Below are 25,650 nucleotides of genomic sequence, written 5' to 3'. Positions count from 1 at the left end.
GCAGCCCAACGCGGGTGTGGCAACGCCTCGGCGACCATGTCGAGGGACACCCGGTGCAAGTGGGAGACACGATGGTGGACAGTAATATTCGGCGGGCGGCCGGTTCGGTGGCGGCGCTCGCCGTGGCGGCCGGGTTCGCGGTCACGATGATTCCGGGCACGGCCTCGGCCGCGTCGGGGACGATCACCTGGAGCGACGGGAACAGCAAGTTCACCCGGACGGTCTCGGACACCAACCCGATCCCCGGCGAGACCATCACCGTCACGACGATGTGGGAGCGGACCGGTATCCCGGTCGAGTACATCTACTCGATTCAGGACGCGCACCCCGCCTGTCTCACCCCGGTCTCCGGCTCGGCGACGATGGGTGGTGATCAGGTCTCGATCGACACCTCGAACGCGAACTATGTCAGCGCCTCCTTCGGCATCACCAAATACCCGGTGTACCCGAATATCTCGCCGAAGTCGCAGACCTTCTCGGTGCAGTACACGGTCGGCGTGAACTGCGCCCGCGACACCGCGCTGCCGACCTCCATGAACTACAACGGTTCCCTCGGCGCGGGCAACTACACCGACAAGGGCCCGGCCATCACCGTCTCCAGCGACGCGGTCTCGACCACCACCCTCGCCCCGGTCAGCGCCGTCCAGGTCAACCAGGCGGTCACCCTGCAGGCCTCCGTCTCCCCGGCGGCCGCCGGCGGCACCATCGAGTTCAAGGCCGGCGATCAGGTCCTCGGCGACATCCCGGTATCCGCCAGTGGCACCGCCTCCATCGTCTGGACCCCCGGCGCCGCAGGCACCTACAACATGTCGGCCACCTTCTCCGGCCGCACCGGTGTCGCGGGCTCGACCACCACCCAGTCGGTCACGGTCAACGCCGCCCCCACCCCGACGCCCACCCCGACCCCGAAGCCCAGCACCGGCTCCTTCGGCGGCTAGCCACACCACGCGGTCGGGGGCACGCCCCCCGACCGCAAGTCCGGCTAGCCCGTCGGATCGGCTCGCAGCAGTGTGAAATCGAGCGGGAGGCTACGGGTTTCGCACAGACTCAACCCGTTGGCGGCGAGCAGTTCGCGATAGTGCTCGCGGGTGCGTTCACGGCCGCCGACATTGCACAGCATGTGGATGTCGAAGGCGGAGGCCAGGGAAGCGGCCGCGTCGTCGGGGAGTAGACGTTCGATGATGTAGAGGCTTGCGTGGGCGGGCATGGCCGCGGCGCAATTGCGGAGAATACGGGCGCATTGGGTGTCGTCCCAGTCGTGCAGGACCCGCGACAGTAGATAGATGTCGCCGCCGGTGGGCACCTCGATGGTGAAATCACCTGGAAGCAAGACGCATTGGGGGAGGGACCCCGAGCGTTCGAGGGCGGCGCGGGCGATCTCCAGGGTGGATGGCCGCTCGAACAGGATCCCTCTGGCCTGCGGGGCGGCGCGGAGTAGGCGCGACAGCAGGGTGCCGTTGCCACCGGCTATGTCGACGATGGTCGGCTCGCCGGTGAGGTCGATCAGTTCGCTCACCTGTCCGAAGATGCCGGCGCCGGCCGCCATTGCCGCGTCGAAGAGTTCCGCGCTTTCGGGAGTCGCGGAGAAATGTTCGAAATGATGTCGGCCGAAATGATGGTCGAAGCCTGCCGTGCCGGTGCGCACCGCGTGGTCGAGGTGGGCGAAGGATTGGTAGAAGGCCCCGCCGTAGAGGCGTGCCAGGGGATGCAGGGACTGGTCGGCCGAGACGGGCAGCAGCGCACCGGTTTCGGTCAGTTCGTAGCCGGCGCCGCGGGGGCGCACGATATCGAGATCGGTGAGGTAGCGCAGCAATCGGTGCAGGCTGTCGGGGTCGGTGCCGGTGATACGGGCCAGCTCGGTGATGTCGCGGCCGGGCGCGGCGGCCAGCTGGTCGGCCACGCCGAGGGTGGCGGTGGCGGCCAGGGCCTGCGTGGTCCAGGCTCCGGTGAGCAGTCGCAGCAACCGGGTGGGGGCATCGTGGGAGGCGGCCAGATGCGTTGCCAGCAGCGGCGAATGCTGCCCGGCGACATGCAGTTCCAGGCGTCGATAGGGTCGGCCGGGCGCGCTGGTGCGGAAGTAGAGGATGGTGGCGTCCTCGTGGCCGTTGTATCCGCCTCCGTCACTGCGCATTCCGCCACGCTGTAGCAGCAGTGTCCGCAATCCGGCCAGCTCGACGGTATCGACGGCCTCGACGTCCAGGGCCAGATGGTTCTCGTGCCCGGCAGCTCGTTCCGCGTGCCGGAGTGCGGTGATATCGGTATCCGCCGACACCGCGAAAATTTCGATGGTGCAAGGGTGTCCGTCGGCACCGGCCAGTGGCGCGCGCACGATCCGCACGTCCAGCCGCTGCTGCGAGACGCCGTGCCGAGCGGCCAGCCGCCCGCGTACCACCATGCTCGGAATATCCGGATCTGCCGTCAGGCCAAGGCTTTCCAGTGCGGTGGTCAGCTCGCTCAGGTCGCGGGGAAACACGAGCAGCGCGGTATGGGAGAACCGGCAGCGGGCCGCCATCGCCGCCGCCTCGGCCGCGGTGAGGGCTGGAAGCATGGCCGAGAGCACGGCATCGGTGTCATGCGTCCGCACGAACTCGATTGCCGCACAGAGCTGTTCGAGATCGATCGGGTCGAGACATGCGGGTACAGCCAGCGAGCGGGACACGCGTCCTCCTGGTTGGGATTTACTCCTGGTGAAATGCGAATGCCGACGTGCGGCAGAGACCGACGTGGTTCAGAGACCGACGTAGTTGCGGGCGAACAGTTCTTGATGCGCGGGCGACGTGGCCAGGCTGTGTAGCCGAGCGCGGCGCAGAACGCGCTGGTAGGCGGCCTGTGGGTCGTGGGTGGCGGGCGGATGCAGCAGATCGATCATCCAGTGCGAGAACTCCTGGGCGCGTTCGATCATCGGCAGGTAGTCGGCCGAATACCGTTGCAGTGGTGCCGAATCGCCGTCGACCAGGTCGGCCGAGAGGGCCTGCGCGAGCAGCTCGCCCCCCATGATGGCCAGGTTCGCGCCCTTCGCCGCCGACGGGCTGATCGCGGTCGCAGCATCACCGGCCAGCAGCAGCCGCCCGTACCGGATCGAATCCCGGATCTCCGAGCGCAGCCGCACCAGACCGCGTTCCACGATGGGCCCCTGCGAAAGTGCGCCGTGCCGCGGTGCGTCCAGCCGCCGGTCCAGCGCCTGCCAAACCCGCCGATCATCCCAATCCTCGGCGCTGTCACCGGGATCGCACTGCAGGTAGTAGCGGGTGATGTCCGGGCTGCGCGGCATCTGCCCCGCGAATCCGTCGGGATGCACGCCGTAGAGAACATTCGGCGAGCTCGGCGGCGCCTGCACGAGCAGGGCCAGCCAGGTGATGTCGTGGTCCCGGGTAGCGACGGCCGCGGGCACCGTCGCACTCGAGATTCCCCGCGAGCCGTCGCAGCCTGCCACGTACCTCGCAGAGTAACTGCGAGTTCGCCCGCCAGCTGCGCGAACCAGCGCTCGGGGTCGATCGGTGTGCAGATCGCCGAGCGCTTCCACCACGGTGTCGAAATGCACGGTGCCACCGCGCCGCAGCAGTTCCGCGATGAGATCGGTCACCAGCAACTGCTGTGGATACACGGTGTGCGGCCGGCGGGAGCCGAGAGATCCGTAGCGCAATTCGAAATGCTGTTCCGGACTGCGGAATTCGCACACGTCATGCACGGCCCCCAGTCGATCGAGCCCACCGGCGAGCCCGTGCGTGCGCAGCACATCCACGCTGTCCGGGGACAGGAAGCCTGCCCGCGCCCGGTTCTCGACCCGATCACGGCGCTGCCGTTCCAGCACCGTGACCCGAATTCCCGCTGCGCACAATAGATTCGCGAGTACCAGCCCGGCCGGTCCCGCACCCAGGACGAGTACCTCGGCATCGACGCCGGGTGTTCCCGTACGCGCCGACTGCATGTCGATCAAAGAGGGCCGTCCTAGTCGAGGATGAGGCGGAAGGCAGAACTCCTGTCAGTTGCTGGATGTTAGCCCATGAATAAGCCGGATAACGAGCTTCCTCGGCGCGGCGCGCACGTGTCGAATGCTATTGGGACAAACCGGAATTCATGGACAAAAATCTGGTCGGCCGACCGCCTCGTCTCGGCTCAGCCGTAATAGACCTCGACGTACGCATTGGTCGCGACCGCGAGAATGCCGGGCCCCATCCCCGTGCAGGCCGCCGTGATCCGGTCCCCCGAAGGCGTGAACGGATAGCTCAGCACCTTGTAAGGACCGATCGCATACAGCGGGAACGGCCCACTGGCATACAGACCGACACAGTCGAGGTGCAGCACGTAGTTCGATCCACCGTCCGGAGCGCACACCGCCGAGGCGTCGAACAGCCCCTTCTGTACCTGGCAATCCTGCGGCGCGGCCTGTGCGGTGCCGGACCCGAGAACAGCCGCGAATCCCAACCCGGAAACAGCCACGGTGGCAACGCGTGCAGCGATACCGATCGACTTCTTCATGTCATTCCTCCACGGTGTCTAGCTGGCATCATGAGGCAATAGCGATTTCCAAGCTATCGCGGCCGCACAAGGAAAGACATCGGGTACATCCCCCATTTGTGGATCCGATCAAGCGGTCCCGAGCGGATTGAGCAGCGCGAACCGCCATTCACCATCCGCGACCCGACGAGCGACATTGGCCGTGGTCCCGGTGGGTGCGACGCGAACCCCGTCCGGAGTGTCGATCTCCATCGTCCAATCGGTCACCAGCAACGCGGTATCGGCGGCCACCAGCACATGCCGGCCGACATTGGTGAGGTGGCCACGCGCGGCGACAGTGCCGGAGACTTCCTGATGTAGTGCGTCGGGACCGGAGATCACCGCCCCCGTCGTCGTGCGCATGGCGGCGTCGGGTGCGAAAAGCGCCAGCACGCCTTCGATATCGCCCGCGTTCAAACGCTCCTCGAAGAGGGCCGGGAGCTGGGCCGGATCGGTAATCGTTGTCATGACCCGATCGTCGCCGGGCGGGGGCCCGCAGGCGAGGTGCATACAGGACACGTCATGGTGAAAAACGGACCTGATCTCCGCCCGTATGCTTCGGATCGGGGCGGGACGGATCGGAAGTGCCCGCGCGGGAAGAAAATTGGGGTACGCCGATGCCGGGATATGGTCGGCAGGATGACCTGTGGTCGCAGGACACCGATGTGTTCGAGGTGGTCACGGGCGACTTCGAACCGTCGAGCGAAACCCGGCGACCCGCGCCGAAGCGAGCCCAGCGGTCACGCAATCTGCTCATCGGTGCGACGGCCGCCATCGCCGTCGTGGTGCTCGCGGTGGTTGGCGTTCTGATCGGCAGCCAGCTCGGCAAGAAGTCCGGAACCACCGAGGCTGCAACACAATCCGCCGCTCCGGCCGCCCCCTCTGCCACCTCGGCCGCGGCCGTCGCGCCGACGGCCGCGCCCGCCGCGGGCGCATCGTTGTCGACCGTGCTCGCCTGGATCCGGGCCGGTACCCCGGTGGATGCGGCGAACTTCCACACCGCGACCGCCACCGACGGCACGAAGTCGGATCTCGACGTGGGCATCGCCTTCGTGAGTCCTACCAAGAAGATCCAGTGCATGACCCCGATGAAGTCCGCAACCAGCTACATGCACGGACTGGCCTGCATGGTCAGTTTCGACAACCCAGCACCGCGCCCCGCCTCGCACCCACACGGGGAATGGAACGGCGACTGGGTGGACTATCCCGGTCCGAACGCGGGCATCGGCCGCATAGCGGGTGACCCCGGCCAGTTCACCCTCGGCTACGGCAGCACACTCGCCTACAGCACCACACTGACTTTCGACGCCTACGAGTGCCGCATGGACCAAACCGGCCTGCTCTGCGCCGACGAGTCCGCCGGTACCGCAGTGCAACTCAGCTCGGCGGGCCCGGTCCCGTTCGGCTGCTTCACCAGGACCGACGCCACCGAGTGGGCCATCGCCTACGGCTGCGGCGGCGCGTCCGCGACAACCACCACTTCCGCGCCGAGCAGCGCCCAGGCCGTCTCCGGCAAGGAATGCCAGACAGCGGGCCAGCAGACCAAGGACGTCAATGGTGTGTTGCTGACCTGCGATGTCGCCGGTGACGCCGGTGCCTACCGCTGGCTCGATGAGGGCCCACACGCAGATGGCGGGCCATGCGAGCAGGAGGAGATCGGTCAATTCAGCACGGCCGCCGATGACAGCACGTTGCTCTGCTCCACCGCCAATGAGGGGCGAAGGATGCAGTGGGGCAAGGTGACTCCGGTCAGCGGCACACACGAAACCGGAGAATCCTGCACTGCAAGCCAAGCAGGCCGGGTGGCCAAGAACAAGGCTGGTCAGGGTCTCTTCTGCACGCAGATTGGAATGACGAGTTCCTACGCATGGCGCGTGGCGTCCTCCTAGTTCCCCTCGCGTCCCCGCCCCCGTGCCGCTAGTTTGGTGGCAGATGCCCTCAATCTGCAGGGGTGGACGAGGAGGTCCAGGGTGTTGAACTCGGTGCGGTCGCTAGGGGAGCGGGCCTATCTGGAAGCGGAATCGGCGCGGCTGGCGCTGCAAGCCGGAATGGTGCGGATCGAATCGCCGACCGTCCTGCTGGCCGCCGCCACATCCCTATTGCGCTACGGCACGCTGGCCGCGGCATTGCGCTTGTCGGCGGCCCGATTCGGCGGCCGCACGGCGCTCATCGACGAGCTCGGCGAGCTGACTTTCGCCGAACTCGAGGATCGCTCCAACCGCCTCGCGAACGCCTGGCGCGATCGCGGCCTGAAACCCCGTGAGGGCGTGGCGATCCTGGCCCGCAACCACCGCGGCCTGATCGACGCCATCTACGCCGCCGCCAAATGCGGTGCCAAAATCATCCTGCTCAACACCGATTTCGCAGGCCCCCAGATCCGCGACGTGGCCACCCGCGAGGGCACGGACCTACTGGTCTACGACGACGAGTACGCCCACATGCTCGACGAGATACACCCCCGTCGTGGCAGCTACCGGGCGTGGACCGACCGACCCCGCGAAGACAGCCTCGACCACCTGATCGCCACCGGTTCCCCCGACGCCCCACCCTCCCCCGGCGCGGAACCCCGCATCATCCTGCTCACCAGCGGCACCACCGGCACCCCGAAGGGCGCGCCGCGCGCCGAGCCGAAATCCCTGGCGTCCCTGGGCGGTTTGCTGTCCAAGGTCCCGTTCCGCGTGAACGAGGTGACCGAATGCTGCGCCCCCATGTTCCACACCCTCGGATTCGCCTGCGCCATGCTGACTCTCGGCTTCGGCTCCACCCTGGTGATCCGCCGCCGCTTCGACCCGCAGGCCGCCATCGACTCCATGGCCGAACACCAGGCCACCACCGTCATCGTGGTCCCGGTGATGCTCAACCGCATGATCGACCTGGGCGGCCGCGCCCTCACCGGCCACGACCTGTCCGCCCTGCGCATCATCTTCGTCGCCGGTTCCCAACTGGGCGCCCAACTCTGCCGCGAGGTCACCGCCGCCTTCGGCCCCGTCGTCTACAACCTGTACGGCTCCACCGAGGTCGCCTACGCCACCATCGCCACCCCCGCCGACCTGGCCGACGAGCCCGGCTGCGTAGGCAAACCGGTCCTCGGTGCACGAGTGGAGATCCTCGACGACCGGGGCCGGCCGGTACCCAACGGCGCAGTCGGCCGCATCTTCGTCGGCAACACGATCCAGTTCGAGGGCTACACCGGCGGCGGCCACAAGGAAATCATTCGCGGCCTGATGTCCTCCGGCGACGTCGGCCACTTCGACAGCAAGGGAAGACTTTTCATCGACGGCCGCGACGACGACATGATCATCTCAGGCGGCGAAAACGTCTTCCCCGTAGAAGTCGAAGAACTCCTCTACACCCACCCCTCGATCCGCGAAGCAGCCGTAATCGGCATAACCGACCCCCAATTCGGAGCCCGCCTCAAAGCCTTCGTAGTAGTCCACGACGGCCAAACCTGCACCGAAACCGAAGTCAAAGACTTCATAAAATCAAACCTGGCCCGCTACAAAGTCCCCCGAGAAGTAATCTTCCTCCCCGAACTCCCCCGAAACCCCACCGGCAAGGTCCTCAAACGCAAACTCCAGGAAGCCTGACCCCCCAACAGCGTCTTTCGTGTCTTGTCTCTGAAAGGTGATCCGTGCAGTCCGTGGGCCGGTAGGCGAGGTTACGTCTCCCAAGTCGCGTCAGCGAAAGTCCGGTAGGGCAGGCGACGCAACCACACTGCCTGGTACATCCCACCTCGACGCAATCCCGTTGCAGCACAATCACGCAAGTAGTCTTCCCCCCGAGTTACCTGGCCTCGAGCCGCCGAATACATGTTGATCCGAGCCCGACGCGAAGCGAGGGCGCGTGCCTGCTCCCGACGCTGCAACGGGGTCGTGTAGACCTGCATCAGCTCGGTCATGATGTTGACCGCGACACCCGGATCGAAGATCGACCCGGTCGGCTCCGCGTCAGGGACCCCGGCGGCGGTGACCGGCGGCACGGCGATGGTCGGGAAGAGGTAGAGGCTGCCTTCGGGTTCGGTGGTGACCGATTCCCCGGTGGGCGTGCGCCATTCGACCACGCGCCCGGGGTGGTGACGGACTTCCCACCCGTTGGCATGGTTGTCGGCCAATGTCTTGAGCCGGTGGTGACGGCGGCAACGTGCCCCGAGGTTGTCCTCGGTGGTGCGGCCCCCGGCCTGCGGGTTGGTGTGGTCGAACCGGTCCTGGTGGTCGAGATCGCTGGCGGCAGCGGGGATGTAGCAGCCGGGCGCACGGCAGATCCCGTCGATCGCACGTGCTTGCCGCGCGGTTCGGGCACCGGGGCGGTAGCGCAGTTCGGTTGCGGCGTTGGGGTTGTGGACCTGCCGGGGAGCGGCCGGTCGGCTGGTGGTCGGTTCGGTGCAAGGCGGGGTAGCGCGGCGAGCGATAGTGGTGTGGGTAGTGGTGGTGGCGGTGGGCCCGGTCGTGGTGGTGGCGGGGATCGCGGCCGACCCAGTGATGGCGGCTGCGGCGGTGACAGTCGTGGCGGCGGAGCCGGTTTCCGCACTACCTGCAGTCGCAGCGCTGGGGGCGGTGTGGCTGGTGGTGGCGATATGGGCTGCTACGACGGGAGTGGCAGCGACGGGAGTGGCGGTGGCGACGGTCGGGGTGGTGGCCGCAGTCGGGGCGGCGCAGCCGGTTTCCGCACCGGCGGCGGTCGCGGTGGGCCCGACCGTAGCGAGGGTGGGGATGGTGGCTGTGGTGGGGGCAGTCGTGGCGGCGGAGCCGGTTTCTGCAATACCGGCAGCAGTCTCGGTGAGGGCGTGCGGGGTGGTGTCGGTGATGATTTCGAAGCGGGCGTGACGCGCGATCAGACGCGCCAGATCGGGGTCGATGGCACCGAGACCGGAGAGGAGGGCTGGGTTGTCTTGCAGACCGGCCAGGGTTTCGGCCGAGACGCCCACCTGGACAAGGGCTTTGCGGGGGACCGGGGTTTCGCCGACGAGGGCGCGGGGGGCAGTCGTCGTGGCCGCACCGGCAGATCAGGCGACCGGTGCCGTCGGCCAGCGCGACGAGGGCGTCGGCGCGGCGTTGGGCAACAGTGCGCGGGTCCTTGCCGCAGCACTCGCGAGAGGCCATTTCGCGCAGGCGCTCGTAGAGGGTTTGGCCGCCCGCGGCGGGCAGGACACCGTCGAGGAGGGCGGTGCCGTCGTCGTGGGCGGTGATCGAGACGTAGCGGTCGGCCTCGGCGGACTTGCGGCGGGCGGCTTGACCGGCCGGGTCGATTTCGAGGAGGCGGCGGCGGGCGGTGCGGCGGATGCGTTGGGGGTCGGCCTTTTCCGCATACGCGGCCAGGTTCGGTTCCAGCTCGGCCAGCAGTTCGTCGGAGGCGTTGGAGAGCGACTTGGTGATCGCGCGGGTCTGGGCCAGGTCGATGCGACCGGCGGCGAAAGCGTCGCGGGTGGCTGTGCAGCGGTTCTCCAGATCCAAACCCAAACCGATGAGACCGTCCGCGGTGGCCTGTGAAACCTTCAGTGCGATACCGATTTCGGTGGCGGTGTCCTCGCCGGCGTTGAGGTTGCTGACGCCGAGGTCGAGTTGTTGGGTGCGACGCAGGTGGTAGAGGGCGGTCATCAACGTGACCTCTTCGGATTGCAGGGCAGCAATCTGCTGGTGCACCTCACGCAGATGCGCGACAACCGCTTGCGCGGTGGCCATTTCATCTGCGATATCAGTCATACAATCGATCATAGTTTCGAATCACGCGACACAACAGCATGATTCGAGCAACACGCGCTGTAAATAATTGGCTATCAAAGGCATTCGTGCAAGATCTCCACAATTCGATCTGAAGTCCCACGCGATCAGCGGATAGCCTCGGATTTCAGACCGGGGATCTCCCGGTGGGGAGGGCGATATGCGGAAAATGCTCGGGGATGCGGTGGCGGTACTGGTCGGCGTGATGGCCGGGATCGCGATCGTGGTCGGAGCCTGCTTCTGGTTGTTGTACAGATTGGCGGGTCAGGTGGGGGATTCGACGTGGGATGGGGAGATGTCCTTCATCGCGGACTGCAAGGATGGCTCGCCGTGTTTCGTCGTCAGCGTGCCCGCGCAGACGCCGCGTCTGGCGCTCACGGGAAGGGCCGAGCAGAGTGTCAGCTTGCCGCCGGTCCCCACGATCGCGGGTCTGCAGTCCGGTGACCGGGTGTCGTGCAAACTTCATGTCGAGGTGTTCGCGTGGGGTCAGGCAGCCAATGATCCGGTGGCGACGAACACCGTGGACAACTGCCATCGCGCATAGCGCTGCGCTGTCCGGATGAGCCCTGCCGCCGTATGCTGAGCACCTCGCACAAGCGGTAGAACTGGGAGGGCATGTGCCGGGGGACGGTCAACTCGGCCATTATCGGCTCCGGAGCCTGATCGGTCGGGGCGGGATGGGTCAGGTGTGGCTGGCCGAAGACACCCACCTCGAACGGGAAGTGGCGTTGAAGCTGCTCCCCGTCGAGCTGGCCAGCGACGAGGATTATCGTCGCCGTTTCGAGCGGGAGGCCCGGCTGGCCGCGCGGTTGCGTGGACCGCATATCGTCCCGATCCACGCCTTCGGCGAGCTGGACGGTCGCCTCTATATCGATATGGAGCTGGTGGACGGCTCGGACCTGGGCAAGATCCTGCGCGAGGTGGTTTCGCTGCCGCCCAAGCGGGCGGTGGATCTGGTCACTCAGATCGCCGAGGCCCTGGATGTCGCGCACAAGGCCGGGCTGGTGCATCGAGATGTGAAGCCCTCCAACGTCCTCACCCTGCCCAACGGGTTCGCCTATCTCATCGACTTCGGTATCGCCCGTGGTGTCGGCCAGGCCACCATCACCACAACCGGTGTGGCAGTGGGGACCTGGGCCTATATGGCTCCCGAACGCTATTCCGGCACCGAGGACCTACGCTCGGACGTCTACTCCCTGGCCTGCCTGCTCTTCGAAGTCCTCACCGGCATCAAGCCTTTCGCCCACTCCGACCCGGTGCAGCAGATGGCCGCCCACATCACCGCCGAGCCGCCTCGTGCCAGTGACCACAGCTCGCTGATCCCCGCCGCCATGGACAGTGTCATCGCGCGCGGCATGGCGAAGGACCCGGCCCACCGCTTCCCGAGCGCCGGAGCCCTGGCCGCCGCCGCCCGGTCCGCGCTGGATTCCCGTCCGCCCGCGCCGGTTTCCCGCCCCGCACCCCCGCAGCGCTCCGCCCCGACCGCGAAATGGGATGGCGGAGGACCGTTCCGCGACTACAGCGCCGTGCCGACCCCGCCGCCCGCCGCGCGACCGACGTCCTCGCCCTACAACCGCTATCCGTCCGGCCCGACACCGGTACCTGGCCCGAGACCGGTACCCGGCGCAACGCCGCCTCCCGGCGCGATGGCCTACGGCGGTATGACCGCGGACGCGCGCTCGCACTCGGATGCGATGCCGCGCCCGGGCGGAATGCCTTCGGGCGGGACCGGATACGTTTCGCCGTACGCGTTCGGCCCGACCGGCTACACCGCGCCGCGACAGGTGCAGTCGCGCATCAAACCATGGCAGCCGGTGTGGTGGGTGATCCTCGGCTTGCTGACCCTGCTGTTCGGCATCATGTCGATCGGCACCATCGGTGTGACGGTCACCAACGGTTTCGGTGGCATCGGAACGACAATCCTGGCCTGGTTCATCTTCGTCGTTCCGTTCGCGTGTTTCGTCTGGCTGTGTGTTCGCGAGGTCCGCAAGTTCCGATCGGAGCGCCGCCGCTGAACAAGAAACGGCGCGACCGGGTTTCGGTCGCGCCGCCTCATGATCGAGCGCTCAGCAGTTGCGGAGTTCCGGGCTCTGGTTGAGCAGCTGGGCGCGGGTGGAGATGAACGTGCTGTAGGTGTCGCCGCCGACCGAGGCGAGCGGGAAGGCCGCGACCCGGTGGCAGTTCTGGAAGGCGAGCTTGATGCCGAAGTGGCGTTCCAGCCCGCCGCGGATCGCGTCCGAGGCCATGGCGCGCAAGAGCTGGCCGCGGGCGGTCTCGTCGGGCGGGGCTATCGTGTTGTCGGCGTATTCTTCCGTGCCGGAACGCAGATCGGCGGCGACGCGGCTGACGACCTCGTAGGCGTAGGGCAGCGAGTTGCGGACGCATTCGACGAACTCTGCGTCGCTGACCTCACCACGTTCGGCGCGCTCGAGTAGTGCGGTGGGTACGTCGAGTGACATATCGCTCTCCTCATGGGATGGCGGAAGGTGTCAGCCGATTGTAGATGGAAAACGTTGTCAATAACTCTGGATTCGCAACGAAAGTGCCCGCTCCAGAGCATTTTTCGCATCCGTGGACAGCTTGCGGACCAGCTCGCCGGCCGGTAGCTCGACAGCCAGCGCATGCGCCTGACCTGCCCAGAGGTTCACCGCGTCGGCATTGCCCTCGGCTCGTGCGGCCGCCCGCAAAGGTCCCGTGGCGTAATGGATCTCGGGGTAGGCGGCGGGTGCGTCCAAGTGCTCCACCATGAATCGATTGCGCAGCCCGCGCGCGAGCCGGCCGGTGAAGGCCCGCGTCAGCATGGTCGGGGTGTCGGCGGTGATGGCCGCCCGGATGAGCGGCGCGGTCCCCGCTTCCGGGCAGCGCAGGAACGCGGTCCCGATCTGCGCGCCCGCGGCACCGGCCGCCAGCACTCCGGCCAGGGCCTCCCCGGACGAGATCCCGCCCGCCGCCACCACGGGCACCTCGACCGCGGCCCGCAGCAACTGCACCAGCGTCAGCAGCCCGAGCGGATCGGCGAGATCATCGGCCGGATCGTCCACGAACGTTCCGCGATGCCCGCCGGCCTCGGCGCCCTGCGCGACGACCACGTCCGCACCCACCGCCACGGCGTGCCGGGCCTCGGCCGCGCTGGTGACCGTCACCCACACCTCGGACCCCACCGCGTGCAGGCGCGCGATCTCCGCCGCCGTCGGGCAGCCGAAGGTGCTGGACACCACCGCGACCGGCTCGCTGACCAGCAGTTCGAGCTTGGCCTCCCAGTCGTCGCTGTCGTATTTCGCGTCGCCCACGGGGAACTCGCGCGACAGCTCCTCTATATAAGGAGAGAACCGAGCGGTCGGACTGGGTTCCGAGGGGTAGAACAGATTGACCCCGAACGCCTTGGTGGTCAGCGCTCGGGTGGCCTTGATCCGCGCGCCCAGCTCGCTCGCGGGCAAATATCCGGCGGCGATGAATCCCAGTCCGCCCGCATCGGATACGGCCGCGGCCAGCTCCGGAGTGGACGGCCCACCGGCCATCGGGGCAAGAATTATCGGCGTACCCAACTCGTCGAGAACCATGTCACAAGTGTGCCCCGTCGGTTACCTTTTGTGATCAAGGGTTCGAGTGCTCCAGCTGGCGTTATCGCACAAAAGGTTGCGGTTCGGTCACAACCGAGTACAGTTTCCGTCACAGCGATGCCGAATCGTTACCGGACCCACCGAACGCTAGGACTTGCAGTGCCGCACCACCGAACGACCGCGAACTCCGTAACAGTCATGGATTTGCTTGGTGATTCCGGTGCCGGCCGTGCTGGCACCTCATCACGCCGACGTCACCGGGCCGACCCCTCCGCCACCGATCGTGTGAAGACCGCCGCGGGCATGGCCGTCGCCGCCGGAGCCCTGATCGGCACCGCGACCCAGCTGGTCCCCGCTCTCGCGCACGCCGCCCCGCTGCTCCCGACCCACGACGAGACCCCGACCACCGTCGGTGTGGATCTCGCGGCCGAGAACACCGACCTCGAGCTGAAGCAGGCCAAGGACACTGCGCCCGTCGCGGATGCCGCGCCCCAGGCCCAGCCGGTCGCCGCGGCCACCCCCGCCGACCCGGCCCCCTTCGGCCTGCAGAACCTGCCGCCGGAGGTCTCCGCGCCGCTGCAGCAGGCCGAGCAGACTCTCAAAACCCTCCAGCAGCAGCTCAATCCGGGCCCGAACGTGGTCAAGCCGGTCGACGGCCCGCTGACCTCCGGCTTCGGAATGCGCTGGGGCGCGATGCACTACGGCATCGACTTCGCGGACCCGATCGGCGCCCCGATCCACTCCGTCATGGGCGGCACGGTCATCGATGCCGGCCCCGCCTCGGGCTTCGGGCTCTGGGTGCGCGTCAAGCAGGACGACGGCACCACCGCGGTCTACGGCCACGTCAACGACATGTACGTGACCACGGGCCAGCGGGTGAACACCGGCGATGTCATCGCCTCCGTGGGCAACCGCGGAGATTCCACAGGTCCCCATCTGCACCTCGAGATTTGGGACGCCGCCAACAACAAGATGGATCCGCTGCCATGGCTAGCCAGCAAGGGCGTTCTCATGCAGCAGCAGTGGGGCCCGGACCAGTAGATCGTTCACCGCTTCCGACCAACGGACGCTTTCCGGACCGGCGCATGCCGGTGGGCGCGGTGACGACACTGGACGATCTCTTCGACCCCGCCTCCCTGCACGGCCGCGCCTACGGGGTGCTCATTCAGCACCCGCGTTCGACCGTTCTCGAGGTCGCCGAGCGACTCAACATTCCACCGCGCGTCATCGAGACGGCGCTCGAAGCGCTGTGCCAGCTCGAGGCCGTGGTCCGGCTCACCGACGGCAAGGGCGTGGTGCGTTTCGACGCGCACGCCCCGGAAGCCCTGTCGGAGGCCGAGACTCGACGCCGCAATCAGGACATGCTGCGCATGCAGTCGGCCGCCGCCCGCCTGGGCGAGACCTTCCGCTCGGTGCGCCGCACCACCGATGCCGACGGCGCGGTGGTGGCCGTCTACGAACGCCGCCAGCTGCTGGCCGATTTCGAGGACCTGCAGCACACCGCGCACACCTGCGTGAAGGTGGTCGAGCGCGGCCCGTTCCTCTCCGATGTGGAGACCGAGGAGCGGATGTTCGAGCTCAAGTCCTCGCGCATCCAGGCCGGTATCGACTACCGGACCCTGTACCAGGAGACCATCTACCAGGACCCCGAGCGGCTGCGGCACGTGCTGGCCACCAATGCGGTTGGCGCGCAGGCCCGTACGCTGCCCGATCCGCCCATGAAGCTGATCGTCGCCGACGATCGGCGCGCGGTGCTGGTGCTGCACACCGACGAACGCCGCGGCGATCCGATGGGTGTGCGGGTCGGCCCGTCTCCGACGCTGGATCTGCTGGTCAAGACGTTCGACGCGCTGTGGCTGATGTCCACGCCGATCTCGGTGAATCCGTCGGAGGCGCTCGACGAGCGCGACAAGGCGATCCTGACCTTGATGAGCATGGGCGCGACCGACGACACCATCGCGCGGCGGCTGGGGTTGTCCCGCCGGACGGTGGTGCGCCGCACCGCGAGCCTGCTCGAACGGCTCGGCGCGAGCACCCGGTTCCAGGCGGGAGTGCAGGCCACCCGCCGGGGCTGGCTGTGATTTGTGGGCTATTTCACTCGCGTTGACGAAGGTGCAACGCGGTACCGCTCTCGTGGCGATGGGTGTGTGTAGAGAGCTCGGGCAGTAATTCTGCACCGGTGCACCCGTATAGGATTGCTCGGACCGCCGCCACCACCGTCGACAGCATCGTCGTGTGTCGTGCGTGGATGTCGAATTCGCTTCGGCCGGGCGGAACCTGATGAACGCGAGAGGTGAATACACTCGAATGGATACTGCCCGCCGTTCAGCTCGTGGTAGTCGTCGCCGCCGGTCCGGCAGCCTGCTCTTCGGGCAGCTTCTGACCGCCTCGGTCGAGGCTGCGGCCGATGCGGTGGCGATCCGTTTCAACCCGACCGGTACACCCGCCGACCAGCGGGAACTCACCTATCGGGAACTCGACGAAATCTCCTCGCGGCTGGCGCGCGAACTCATCGACGCCGGGGTCGGCCCGGGCGACGTGGTCGCCATCGGGATCAGCCGTTCGCTGGAATCGGTGCTCGCGGTGTGGGCCATCGCGAAGGCGGGCGCGGCGTATGTGCCGGTCGACCCGAAGTATCCGCCGGACCGCATCGAGTACCTGCTGTCCGATTCGGGCGCGATGCTCGGCGTGACCACCTCGGCGCATCGCGCGCAGCTCGGAGACGGCGTCTCCTGGCTGGTGCTGGACGATCCCGAGGTCGAGGCGCGCATCGAGGCGCGGCCCGCGCACCCCATCTCCTACGCCGACCGGGTGCGCGCGCTCACCGAGCAGCATCCGGCCTATGTCATCTACACGTCCGGTTCGACCGGCCGCCCCAAGGGCGTCGTGGTCACGCACACCGGTCTGGGCGCGCTGATCACCGCCGAGCGTGAGCACTACGGCATCGACCGGGATGCCCGGGTGCTGCACGTGTGCTCGCCGAACTTCGACGTCTCGGTGCTGGAACTGCTGCTGGCCTTCTCCTCCGGCGCGACCCTGGTGGTCTCGCCGCCGACCGTCTTCGGTGGCAGCGACCTGGCCGAACTGCTACGGCGCGAACGCGTTTCACACATGCTGATCACTCCCGCGGCGCTGGAGTCGGTGGAGGCGAGCGGGCTCGACGATCTGAAGGTCGTGGTCGTTGCCGGTGACAAGTTCGGTCCGGAACTGGTATCGCGCTGGGCGGTGCCGGGGCGGGCGTTCTACAACGGCTACGGCCCGACCGAGGCGACCATCCTGGCCACCAGCAGCGCCGCCATGGTGGCGGGCGAACCTATCACCATCGGCACCGCGATCCCGGGTGTGGGGGCGTTCGTGCTGGACACCCGGCTGCGGCCGGTGCCCGCGGGCGTGATCGGCGAGCTGTATCTGTCGGGTCCCGCGCTCGCACAGGGGTATCTGGGGCGGCCGGGGCTCACCTCGGAACGCTTCGTGGCCAGCCCGTTCGGCAGTGCCGAGAACCCGGGCGCGCGGTTGTACCGGACCGGCGACCTGGTGCGGTACGGCCGCGAGGACGGCGTCATCGAGTACCTGGGGCGCTCGGACTTCCAGGTGAAGATCCGCGGGTTCCGCATCGAGCTGGGCGAGATCGACAATGCGCTCGAGGCGCATGCGGATGTCGATTTCGCGGTGACGATGGGTAAGACATTGCCTTCGGGCGCTACGGCTTTGGTGGCCTATGTGCTGCCTACGGCGGGGCACGTTGTCGATACTGCGGCGTTGGCCGAGCATGTCGGTCAGAGCTTGCCTGCCCATATGGTGCCGTCCGCGATCATGGTGCTGGACCAGCTGCCCCTGACCGCCAACGGCAAGCTGGACCGGGCCGCGCTGCCCGAGCCGGAGTTCCCGGCCACCAGTACGCGGGCACCTTCCGGCCCGGTGGAAACGCAACTGGCGCAGCTGTTCGCGGAGCTGCTGCGCGCCGAATCGGTCGGCGCCGACGATTCGTTCTTCGCCATCGGCGGTGACTCGATCCTGTCGATCCAGCTGGTGTCGCGGGCGCGGGCGGCGGGCATCGTGTTCACCCCGCAGGACGTGTTCGAGCAGCGGACCGTGGCCGGACTGGCCAAGGTGGCCGTGGTCGGCGACGAGACGGCAATCGTCAAGCTGGAGGAGCTGGCCGGCGGCGGGGTCGGCGAGATTCCGCTGACGCCGGTGCTCGCGGAGTACCTGGCCGATGGTGTGTCGCAGCGGTTCTCGCAGAGCATGGTGCTGGCGATGCCCGACGGCATCGACCGGGCCGGGATCGCGGAGACGCTGGCGGCGGTGCTGGCGCACCACGATGTGCTGCGGGCGCGGCTGGTCGCGGCGGGTGAAGGCTGGACGTTGCAGGTGCCTCCGGCCGAGGGGCTGGATGCGGATGCGCTGATCGCCGAGGTGACACTGCCGGCGGGGCTCGAGGGTGATGAGCTGGCCCGATCGGGTAGTGCCGCAATGGATTCGACGCTGGCCGCGTTGGATCCGCAGGCCGGTCGGATGGTCGCCTTCACCTGGGTCCGCCGGCCCGATGCCACCGATGTGCTGCTGGTCGCGGCGCACCACTACGTCATCGACGGTGTCTCCTGGCGCATTCTCATCTCGGATCTGGTGCTGGCCTCGGTGCAGCGTGCCGCCGGACAGCGGCCGTCGCTGCCTGCCGTCGGAACCTCGTTCCGGCGTTGGTCGTACGGGCTGAGCGAGGTGGCCGAAGGCCGTCGCGAGGAGCTCGACTACTGGCGCACGGCGCTCGCCTCGCCGGATCCGCTGCTGGGTGCGCGGGCGCTGGACGCGGCCGTCGACACCTATCGCACGGTGCGGCGCTTCAATATTCAGGTTCCGGCCGAGGTCACCGAGGCCGTGCTCACCGAGGTTCCGGCCCTGTACCGGGGTGGCGTGAACGACGGTCTGCTGGCGGCGCTGGCGCTGGCCGTGCGGTCGTGGCGGGATCGGCGCGGGGTCGACTCGCCGGTCACCCGGGTCCGGATGGAAGGCCACGGTCGTGAGGAGAGCGTCGTTCCCGGCGCGGACATCACGCGGACGGTCGGCTGGTTCACCACGGTCTATCCGGTCGCGCTGGATCTGACCGGGGTGGATACGGCGGCCGCCTTGGAGGGTGGCGCTGCCACCGCCGGGGTCATGCGGTCCATCAAGGAACAGCTGCTTGCCATGCCCGACAAGGGCATCGGTTTCGGCATGCTGCGGCATCTGGATGCCGTGACCGCCGGTGAGCTGTCGGGTCGCGTCGCCCAGATCGGCTTCAACTACCTGGGCCGCGTGTCCACCGCCGAGATCACCGAGGCCCCCACGGGTGCCGGGTGGCTGCCCACCGACGCGCTCGGTGAACTGAACGTCGATCAGGATCTCGCCATGCCGGTGAGCACCGTCGTCGACATCAATGCCATCGTCACCGACGGCGAGGCGGGTCCCCGCATGTCGGTGTCGTTCCAGTACGCCGCCGACATCCTCGACGAGGACGCCGTGCGCGAACTGGCACAGGACTGGGTAGACGCGCTCGGCGCGGTCGCCCGCCACGTGAAGGACCCGGCCGCAGGCGGTTTGACGCCTTCGGACGTCCCGCTGGTGCGAGCCACCCAGGTCGAGCTGGATTCCTGGCGTGCCGAGTACCCGGGGCTGTCGGATGTGCTGCCGCTCTCGCCGCTGGCGTCGGGGCTGTACTTCCACGCCCAGCTGACCGCCGGGGCCACCGACGATTACGTCACCCAGTTCGCGCTGGAGCTGGCGGGCACGGTGGATCTGGATCGGATGCGCCGGGCGGCGAGCGCGATTCTGGATCGGCATGCCTCGTTGCGGGCGGCATTCGTGCCCGCCGCCGACGGGACGCCGGTGCAGGTCGTGATCGACGGGCTCGAAGCGCCGTGGCAGCTGGTCACGGATGTGGCCGACGAGGACGTGCCCGGTCTGCTCGAGGCCGATCAGCGCACTCGTTTCGATCCGGCACTGGCTCCGCTGATGCGATTCACGGTGTATCGCACCGTGACCGGGCGCATTCACTTCGTGCTCACCACGCACCACCTGCTCTTCGACGGTTGGTCGCTGCCGCTGTTGATGAAGGATCTGCTGATCCTCTATGCGACGCACGGCGATTCGTCGCTGCTGCCGCCGGTGCGGCCGTACCGCGACTACCTGACCTGGCTCTCGCGTCAGGACCGGGACGCGACGCTGGAGAAGTGGGCCACCACCCTGACCGGTGCCCGGCCCACGCTGATCGGGAACGTGCTGGCGCGGCCCGAGGACTCCGAAATCGGTTATGGGGAGATCGAATTCGAGCTCTCCACGGACGAGACCGCCGCCGTCGTGGCCTTCGCGGCCGGGGCCGAGGTCACCGTGAACACGGTGGTGCAGGCGGCCTGGGCGCTGGTGCTGGCGGCATTGACCGACCGTGATGATGTCGTCTTCGGCGCGGTGGTCTCGGGTCGCCCGCCGCAACTGGACGGCGTTGACGACATGATCGGCCTGTTCGTCAACACCATCCCGGTGCGGGTGCGTTTCGACGCGGAATGGACCGTGCGCGAACTGCTCAACCGCGTGCAGTCCGAGCAGGCGGGCCTGCTCGAGCATCACTACCTGGGACTGGCCGAGATCCAGAGCGCGGCCGGGACCGGCGCGGCCTTCGATTCGCTGGTCGCCTACGAGTCCTACCCGGTGGACGCCGAGGGGCTGCAGAAGGCCGGTAGCGATATCGACGGGCTGGAGGTGGCCGGGCTCAAGGGCGTGACCTTTACCCACTACCCGGTGACCGTGGTGGTGGAATCCGGTGCGACGCTGAAGTTCAAGGTCTGGCACCGCCGCGACACCGTGTCGGGGACTACGGCCGGTGCGCTCGCTGATCTGCTGCGGGGACTCGTCGGGCGGTTCGTCGGGGTCTCGACGGATATCGTTGTACCGCAGGCGAACTGGTGGCTGACCGGTGCGCCTGCCGGGCGGCTGGAGCTGCCCGCCGACCGGCTGCGTCCGGCGGTGGCGTCGCGGCGCGGCAACGAGCTGCATTTCGAGCTGTTCCCCGAGGTGTACTCGGGGCTGGATCGGCTGGCGCGGCGGCACGACGCGAGCGTGTTCACGGTGGTGCGGACGGCGTTCGCGGTGCTGTTGTCGCGGCTCTCGGGCGGGACCGGCGAGATCGCGATGGGTGCGATCGGAGCGGATCAGGCTGGGGCACTGAGTGTTTCGGATGCGGTGGTGCTGCGGACCGAGATCGATCCGAGTGTCCGGTTCGCCGAGCTGCTCGATGCCGTGCGGCATGCCGATGCCGACGCGTTCGGGCGTACCGAGCGGCTCACCGATGTGCTCGACGCCGTGCGCGGTGCGGCCGGTCATCCGCCTTTCCAGGTGTTGATTGCCGCCGGTCATGGTTCCGCCGGTGTGGCGGAAGTGGATCTGCGGCTGGACGTCACGGACCGGCCGGGCGGGGTGGCGCTGGCCTTCACCTACGCCACCGATCTGTTCGAACCCGCGACCGTGCAGGACTTCGCCGATCGCCTGACCCGGGTGCTGTCCGCCGTCGCGGTCGACGAGCACGCCGTGGTCGGTGATATCGACCTGTATGCGCCGGGTGAGCTGGATCTCGTTCTGCACGAGTGGAATACGCCGGGCGCTCCGGTGCCCGACGTGACGCTGGTGGATCTCATCGGGGCGCGGGCGGCGCGGTATCCGGATGCTCCGGCCGTGCGCTTCGGCGACACCACGCTGTCCTTCGGCGAGCTCATGCGGCGCGCGAACCGGGTGGCGCGGGCGCTCATCGCGTCCGGTGCCGGACCGGAATCGCTGGTGGCGGTGGCGGTTCCGCGTACCGAGGAGTTGCCGGTGGCGCTGCTCGCGGTGCTGATCTCGGGTGCGGGCTACCTGCCGGTGGATACCGCTTATCCCGCGCAGCGGCTGGAGTTCATGCTCGGCGATTCTCGCCCGGTGTGCGTGCTGACCACCGGTTCGGAACGGGATGCGGTGCCCGCCGGGGATATTCCGGTGGTGCTGCTCGAGGAACTCGGCGAGTTCTCCGACGCCCCGGTCACCGATGCCGATCGGCGCGCGCCGCTGCGTGGCGATCAGCTGGCGTATGTCATCTACACCTCCGGCTCCACGGGCGTGCCCAAGGGTGTCGGCGTCACTCACCACAACGTGGTCGAGCTGTTCGCGAATACGCAGGCGCACTTCGACTTCGACGAGCATGACGTGTGGACGCTGTTCCACTCGTTCGCCTTCGACTTCTCGGTGTGGGAACTGTGGTGCGCGCTGGCCAACGGCGGCGCGGTCGTGGTGGTCGATCACCTCACCTCGCGGTCGCCGGAACAGTTCCGCGAGTTGCTGATTCGCGAGCGGGTCACCGTTCTCAACCAGACGCCGTCGGCGTTCTATCAGCTCGCCGAGGCCGACCGGGCCGCCGGGCCGGGCGATTTTGCGCTGCGCTACGTCGTCTTCGGCGGCGAGGCACTGGATCTGCGGCAGCTGCGCCGCTGGTACGAGCGCCACCCGTCCGACGCGCCGCGCCTGGTGAACATGTACGGCATCACCGAGACCACGGTGCACGTGTCGTTCCTGGCCCTCGACGAGGAGCTGGCCGAGCTGCCCAGCAGCATGATCGGCCGGGCGCTGCCGGGGCTGAGCGCACGTGTGCTGGATCAGCGGCTGCATCCGGCACCGGTCGGGGTCGCGGGTGAGATCTATGTGGATGGCGGGCAGCTCTCGCGCGGGTACCTGGGGCGGCCGAGCCTGACCGCGGCGCGGTTCGTGGCGAATCCGTTCGGGGAGCCCGGATCTCGGATGTACCGGGCCGGCGACGTCGGCCGCTGGGTGGGTATCGGCGGCGAGGCCAACCTCGAGTACGCGGGTCGTAGCGACCAGCAGGTGCAGTTGCGCGGTTTCCGTATCGAGCTCGGCGAGATCGAGTCGGCACTGCTGAAACTGCCGGGCGTGAGCCAGGCGGTGGCGTTGGTGCGCACCGACAATGACGTCGATCAGTTGGTCGGTTACGTGGTGGTCGAGGCGGGCAATACGCTCGATACGGCGGCCGCCAAGACCCTGCTCGGCGAGTTCCTCACCGCCTACATGGTTCCCGACGCGCTAGTGGCGCTGGACGTGCTGCCGCTGACCCCGAACGGCAAGCTGGACCGCAAGGCCCTGCCCGCGCCGGAGACGGTCAGCACCGTCGAGTTCCGCGCGCCGCGCACCGAGACCGAACGCGTGGTGGCCGCCGAATTCGCGGCCCTGCTCGGTGCGGCCGAGGTCGGCGTGGACGATGACTTCTTCGCCCTCGGCGGCAACTCGCTGCTGGCCACCCGGGCGGTGGCGCGGATCAACGAGGCGCTCGGCGCGAATCTCGCGGTGCGGGAGCTGTTCGAGGCGTCCACGGTCGCGGATCTGGCCGCGCGCGTGGTGACCGGCGCGGCCGCGCACCGGCCGCCGTTGGTGGCTGGCGAGCGCCCGGAACGGGTGCCGCTGTCATTGGCGCAGCAGCGCATGTGGATCCTCAACCAGCTGGATCCGGAGTCGCCCGCCTACAACATTCCACTGGCACTGAAGCTTTCGGGCCATCTCGACATCGCGGCGCTGCGCGCGGCGGTGGCCGACGTGATCGAACGGCACGAGTCGCTGCGGACCCGCTACCCGGCAGACGCGAACGGCATTGCGTACCAGGAGATCCTGCCGGTCGCGGATGTGCTGCGGGTGGAGCCGCTGGCCGATGCGCTGAACCTGATGACCGGGGTACTGGCCGGTGGGTTCGATGTCACGGCCGAGGTGCCGATCCGGGCGCTGGTGTGCACCGATGGCGGCACCGAGCATTACCTGGTCGTCGTGGTGCACCACATCACCGGCGACGCGGTCTCGCTGGCTCCGTTGGCGCGCGACATCATGCTCGCGTATGTGGCTCGCTCGCAGGGTGATTCGCCCGCCTGGACGCCGCTGCCCGTGCAGTACGCCGACTTCGCGCTCTGGCAGCGCGCGGTCATCGGCGCCGATGACGACGAGAACTCGGTCGCCGCACAGCAATTGGCGTTCTGGCGGGATCGGCTCGCGGGCGCGGTCGCCGTGCTCGGCCTGCCGTTGGACCGCCCACGGCCCGCGGTGCGCAGCATGGAGGGTGGCGCGACCACCTTCTCGGTGCCCGCCGAGGTGCACGAGGGTCTGCTGCGGATTGCCCGCGAGCACAACGCTTCCCTGTTCATGGTCGTGCACGCCGCGCTGGCCGCGCTGCTGGCCCGGCTCTCGGGTGGCCGGGACATCACCATCGGTTCGCCCATCGCGGGCCGCGGTGAGCGGGTGCTCGACGATGTGGTCGGCATGTTCGTCAACACCCTCGCGCTGCGCACCGCCGTCGATTCGGCGGCCGCGTTCGGCGATCTGGTGGACACCGCGCGCGAGACCGATCTGGCCGCCTACGGCAATGCCGACATCCCGTTCGAGCGCGTCGTCGAGGTGGTCGCGCCCGATCGTGGTGCGCAGGGCCAGGATTCGCTGTTCGGGGTGGTGCTGTCGTTCCAGAACACCGAGCAGGCCGGGCTGGAACTGCCCGGGCTGTCCATCACCGCGCTCGACACCGGCGCGGTCTCGGCCAAGTTCGATCTGCAGGTGACGATCGATCCGCGACAGACCGAGGACGGCGTGGTCGGCGCGCTCGCCGGTGCGCTCACCTACGCCGCGGACATCTTCGACGAGCCCACCGTCGCGACCTTCGGGGAGCGGTTGGTGCGGGTGCTGACGGCGGTGGCAGCGGATCCGCGCCAGCGCGTCGGGGCCATCGAACTGGGTGGGGCGCAGGCGGCTGCGCAGCCCGCCGCGCCGGTGGTGCAGAACGCCGCGGTCACCCGGGGCACGCAGTTGCCGCAGTTGCTGACCGCCGCGGTCGAGGACGATCCGGACGGCCCCGCCCTGGTGTGGGGTGACGGCACGCTGTCGTATCAGGAACTCGACGCGCGTTCCTCGCGACTCGCGCGGGTGCTCATCGGCCGTGGTTGCGGGCCGGGCACCGGCGTGGCACTGCACCTCGATCGCGGTATCGGGGCGGTCGTGGCCACCTGGGCGGTGCTCAAGTCGGGTGCGGCCATCGTGCCGGTCTCCGGCGCGGCCCTGCCCGCCGATCTGGTGATCAAGGTGGGGCTGACGGCCGAGGCCGGCGGCGCGGCGCCCGATGTCGACTGGCTGGTGCTCACCGATCCGGCGCTGGCCGCCGAGATCGCCGCCGCCTCACCGCGTCCGGTGACCTACGCCAGCCGGACCCGGGCCCTGCAGGGTGGGGATCCCGCGTTCGTGAGCGGTGCGCGGGTGCTGACCTACGACGAGCTCGCCGAACTCGTCAGCACGATCAGTGCCGACACCGAACTGACCTTCGAGTCGCGGACCTGGCGGCGGGGTCGTTCCGATTCGCCCGCCTCCGTGGTGGAGGTGCTCGCGGCCGGCGGCAACGGCGCGTCGGTGGTGATCATGACGGTGGGTGCCGGTGAATCACTGGCCGAGGCCCTGGCCGACGAGTGGGTGACGCATCTGTTCAGCGACCAATCCGGACTGGACGGTCTGGGGTCGGAACCGCTCGAAGATCTGCAGGCCATCATCGTCGATGACGGGTCGGCGGATGCTGCTGCCGCACTTGTTCCATGGGTCACTACCACGCGGTCGCTGGAATAGTAAATACCCGGTTAATCGAGGGGGATATACCCAGGTTCGGGGCCGGTTCTGCGCTTTCGCCCGAGGTGATCGCGCAGAACCGTGCCGCTTACCGGGGCCGGATCTCGGCGACCCCGCACTTTTGAGACCTTGTCCGAGAGCGGCCGCTCACTCACACTGAGGTGCACTCGAGCTCTGAGTGCCCGTGTGTTGCGGTGGATTCGGGGAGAAGTCTCATGGTGCGG

General features: G+C 68.2%; 16 protein-coding genes and 1 pseudogene. 9 read left to right on the top strand and 8 right to left on the bottom strand.

The window, feature by feature from the left end:
- Positions 1-71 precede the first annotated feature (71 nt).
- On the top strand, positions 72-938 hold the full coding sequence (locus ACFXHA_RS07575; RefSeq protein ID WP_379354055.1) for an Ig-like domain-containing protein: 867 nt from the start codon (positions 72-74) through the stop codon (positions 936-938).
- A 44-nt stretch (positions 939-982) separates the two neighbouring features.
- Here the strand turns inward: ACFXHA_RS07575 and ACFXHA_RS07570 are convergent, their stop codons facing one another.
- From ACFXHA_RS07570 to ACFXHA_RS07555, 4 genes are all read right to left on the bottom strand, one after another.
- Positions 983-2,659 carry a methyltransferase gene (locus tag ACFXHA_RS07570; protein WP_379354053.1) on the bottom strand — a complete coding sequence of 559 codons (1,677 nt, stop codon included), beginning with the start codon at positions 2,657-2,659 and terminating at the stop codon, positions 983-985.
- Between the two features lie 69 nt (positions 2,660-2,728).
- A complete protein-coding gene (locus ACFXHA_RS07565) occupies positions 2,729-3,928 on the bottom strand; it encodes an FAD-dependent monooxygenase (protein ID WP_379354987.1) in 1,200 nt (399 codons plus the stop codon).
- A gap of 188 nt (positions 3,929-4,116) precedes the next feature.
- Entirely contained in the window at positions 4,117-4,479 is a 363-nt protein-coding gene (locus ACFXHA_RS07560) for a hypothetical protein (protein WP_379354051.1), read from the bottom strand.
- 108 nt (positions 4,480-4,587) lie between these two features.
- Positions 4,588-4,965 carry a YybH family protein gene (locus ACFXHA_RS07555; RefSeq protein ID WP_379354049.1) on the bottom strand — a complete coding sequence of 126 codons (378 nt, stop codon included), beginning with the start codon at positions 4,963-4,965 and terminating at the stop codon, positions 4,588-4,590.
- A 149-nt stretch (positions 4,966-5,114) separates the two neighbouring features.
- Here ACFXHA_RS07555 and ACFXHA_RS07550 point away from each other — a divergent pair, with 149 nt between their 5' ends.
- Both ACFXHA_RS07550 and ACFXHA_RS07545 read left to right on the top strand, forming a co-directional pair.
- The gene (locus ACFXHA_RS07550; protein ID WP_379354047.1) at positions 5,115-6,386 is read left to right on the top strand and encodes a hypothetical protein; all 1,272 of its coding nucleotides are present in this window, start codon (positions 5,115-5,117) and stop codon (positions 6,384-6,386) included.
- A gap of 81 nt (positions 6,387-6,467) precedes the next feature.
- Complete coding sequence (locus tag ACFXHA_RS07545) at positions 6,468-8,084, top strand: acyl-CoA synthetase (RefSeq protein WP_379354045.1); 1,617 nt, start codon at positions 6,468-6,470, stop codon at positions 8,082-8,084.
- Positions 8,085-8,155: 71 nt separating this feature from the next.
- Here ACFXHA_RS07545 and ACFXHA_RS07540 read toward each other — a convergent pair whose 3' ends face one another.
- Complete coding sequence (locus ACFXHA_RS07540; protein ID WP_379354043.1) at positions 8,156-9,421, bottom strand: HNH endonuclease signature motif containing protein; 1,266 nt, start codon at positions 9,419-9,421, stop codon at positions 8,156-8,158.
- 106 nt (positions 9,422-9,527) lie between these two features.
- Positions 9,528-10,091, bottom strand: a pseudogene (locus ACFXHA_RS07535) (DUF222 domain-containing protein); the annotation flags it as partial.
- Between ACFXHA_RS07535 and ACFXHA_RS07530 the strand changes: the two are divergent.
- The 3 genes from ACFXHA_RS07530 (at position 10,059) to ACFXHA_RS07520 (ending at position 12,229) form a co-directional block, all read left to right on the top strand.
- Complete coding sequence (locus ACFXHA_RS07530) at positions 10,059-10,238, top strand: hypothetical protein (protein WP_379355073.1); 180 nt, start codon at positions 10,059-10,061, stop codon at positions 10,236-10,238. The pseudogene ACFXHA_RS07535 and the gene ACFXHA_RS07530 overlap by 33 nt on opposite strands.
- 136 nt (positions 10,239-10,374) lie before the next feature.
- Positions 10,375-10,758, top strand: coding sequence for a hypothetical protein (locus ACFXHA_RS07525; RefSeq protein ID WP_379354041.1), 384 nt, complete (start codon positions 10,375-10,377; stop codon positions 10,756-10,758).
- 73 nt (positions 10,759-10,831) lie between these two features.
- Positions 10,832-12,229 carry a serine/threonine-protein kinase gene (locus ACFXHA_RS07520; RefSeq protein WP_379354039.1) on the top strand — a complete coding sequence of 466 codons (1,398 nt, stop codon included), beginning with the start codon at positions 10,832-10,834 and terminating at the stop codon, positions 12,227-12,229.
- Positions 12,230-12,280: 51 nt separating this feature from the next.
- Here ACFXHA_RS07520 and ACFXHA_RS07515 read toward each other — a convergent pair whose 3' ends face one another.
- Entirely contained in the window at positions 12,281-12,673 is a 393-nt protein-coding gene (locus ACFXHA_RS07515; protein ID WP_379354037.1) for an SCO5389 family protein, read from the bottom strand.
- Between the two features lie 57 nt (positions 12,674-12,730).
- Complete coding sequence (locus ACFXHA_RS07510; protein WP_379354035.1) at positions 12,731-13,774, bottom strand: nitronate monooxygenase; 1,044 nt, start codon at positions 13,772-13,774, stop codon at positions 12,731-12,733.
- Between the two features lie 198 nt (positions 13,775-13,972).
- On the opposite strand from ACFXHA_RS07510, the gene ACFXHA_RS07505 reads away from it, so the two are divergent.
- From ACFXHA_RS07505 to ACFXHA_RS07495, 3 genes are all read left to right on the top strand, one after another.
- Positions 13,973-14,815, top strand: coding sequence for a M23 family metallopeptidase (locus tag ACFXHA_RS07505; protein ID WP_379354033.1), 843 nt, complete (start codon positions 13,973-13,975; stop codon positions 14,813-14,815).
- A 59-nt stretch (positions 14,816-14,874) separates the two neighbouring features.
- Positions 14,875-15,855 (top strand): LuxR C-terminal-related transcriptional regulator, encoded by a 981-nt coding sequence (locus ACFXHA_RS07500; protein WP_379354031.1) that lies wholly within the window; start codon positions 14,875-14,877, stop codon positions 15,853-15,855.
- A gap of 226 nt (positions 15,856-16,081) precedes the next feature.
- On the top strand, positions 16,082-25,426 hold the full coding sequence (locus ACFXHA_RS07495; protein WP_379354029.1) for an amino acid adenylation domain-containing protein: 9,345 nt from the start codon (positions 16,082-16,084) through the stop codon (positions 25,424-25,426).
- The last annotated feature ends 224 nt before the right edge of the window (positions 25,427-25,650 follow it).

Source organism: Nocardia sp. NPDC059240, assembly GCF_042753865.1.
Classification (GTDB): domain Bacteria; phylum Actinomycetota; class Actinomycetes; order Mycobacteriales; family Mycobacteriaceae; genus Nocardia.
This window is presented reverse-complemented; position numbering and strand designations above follow the sequence as displayed.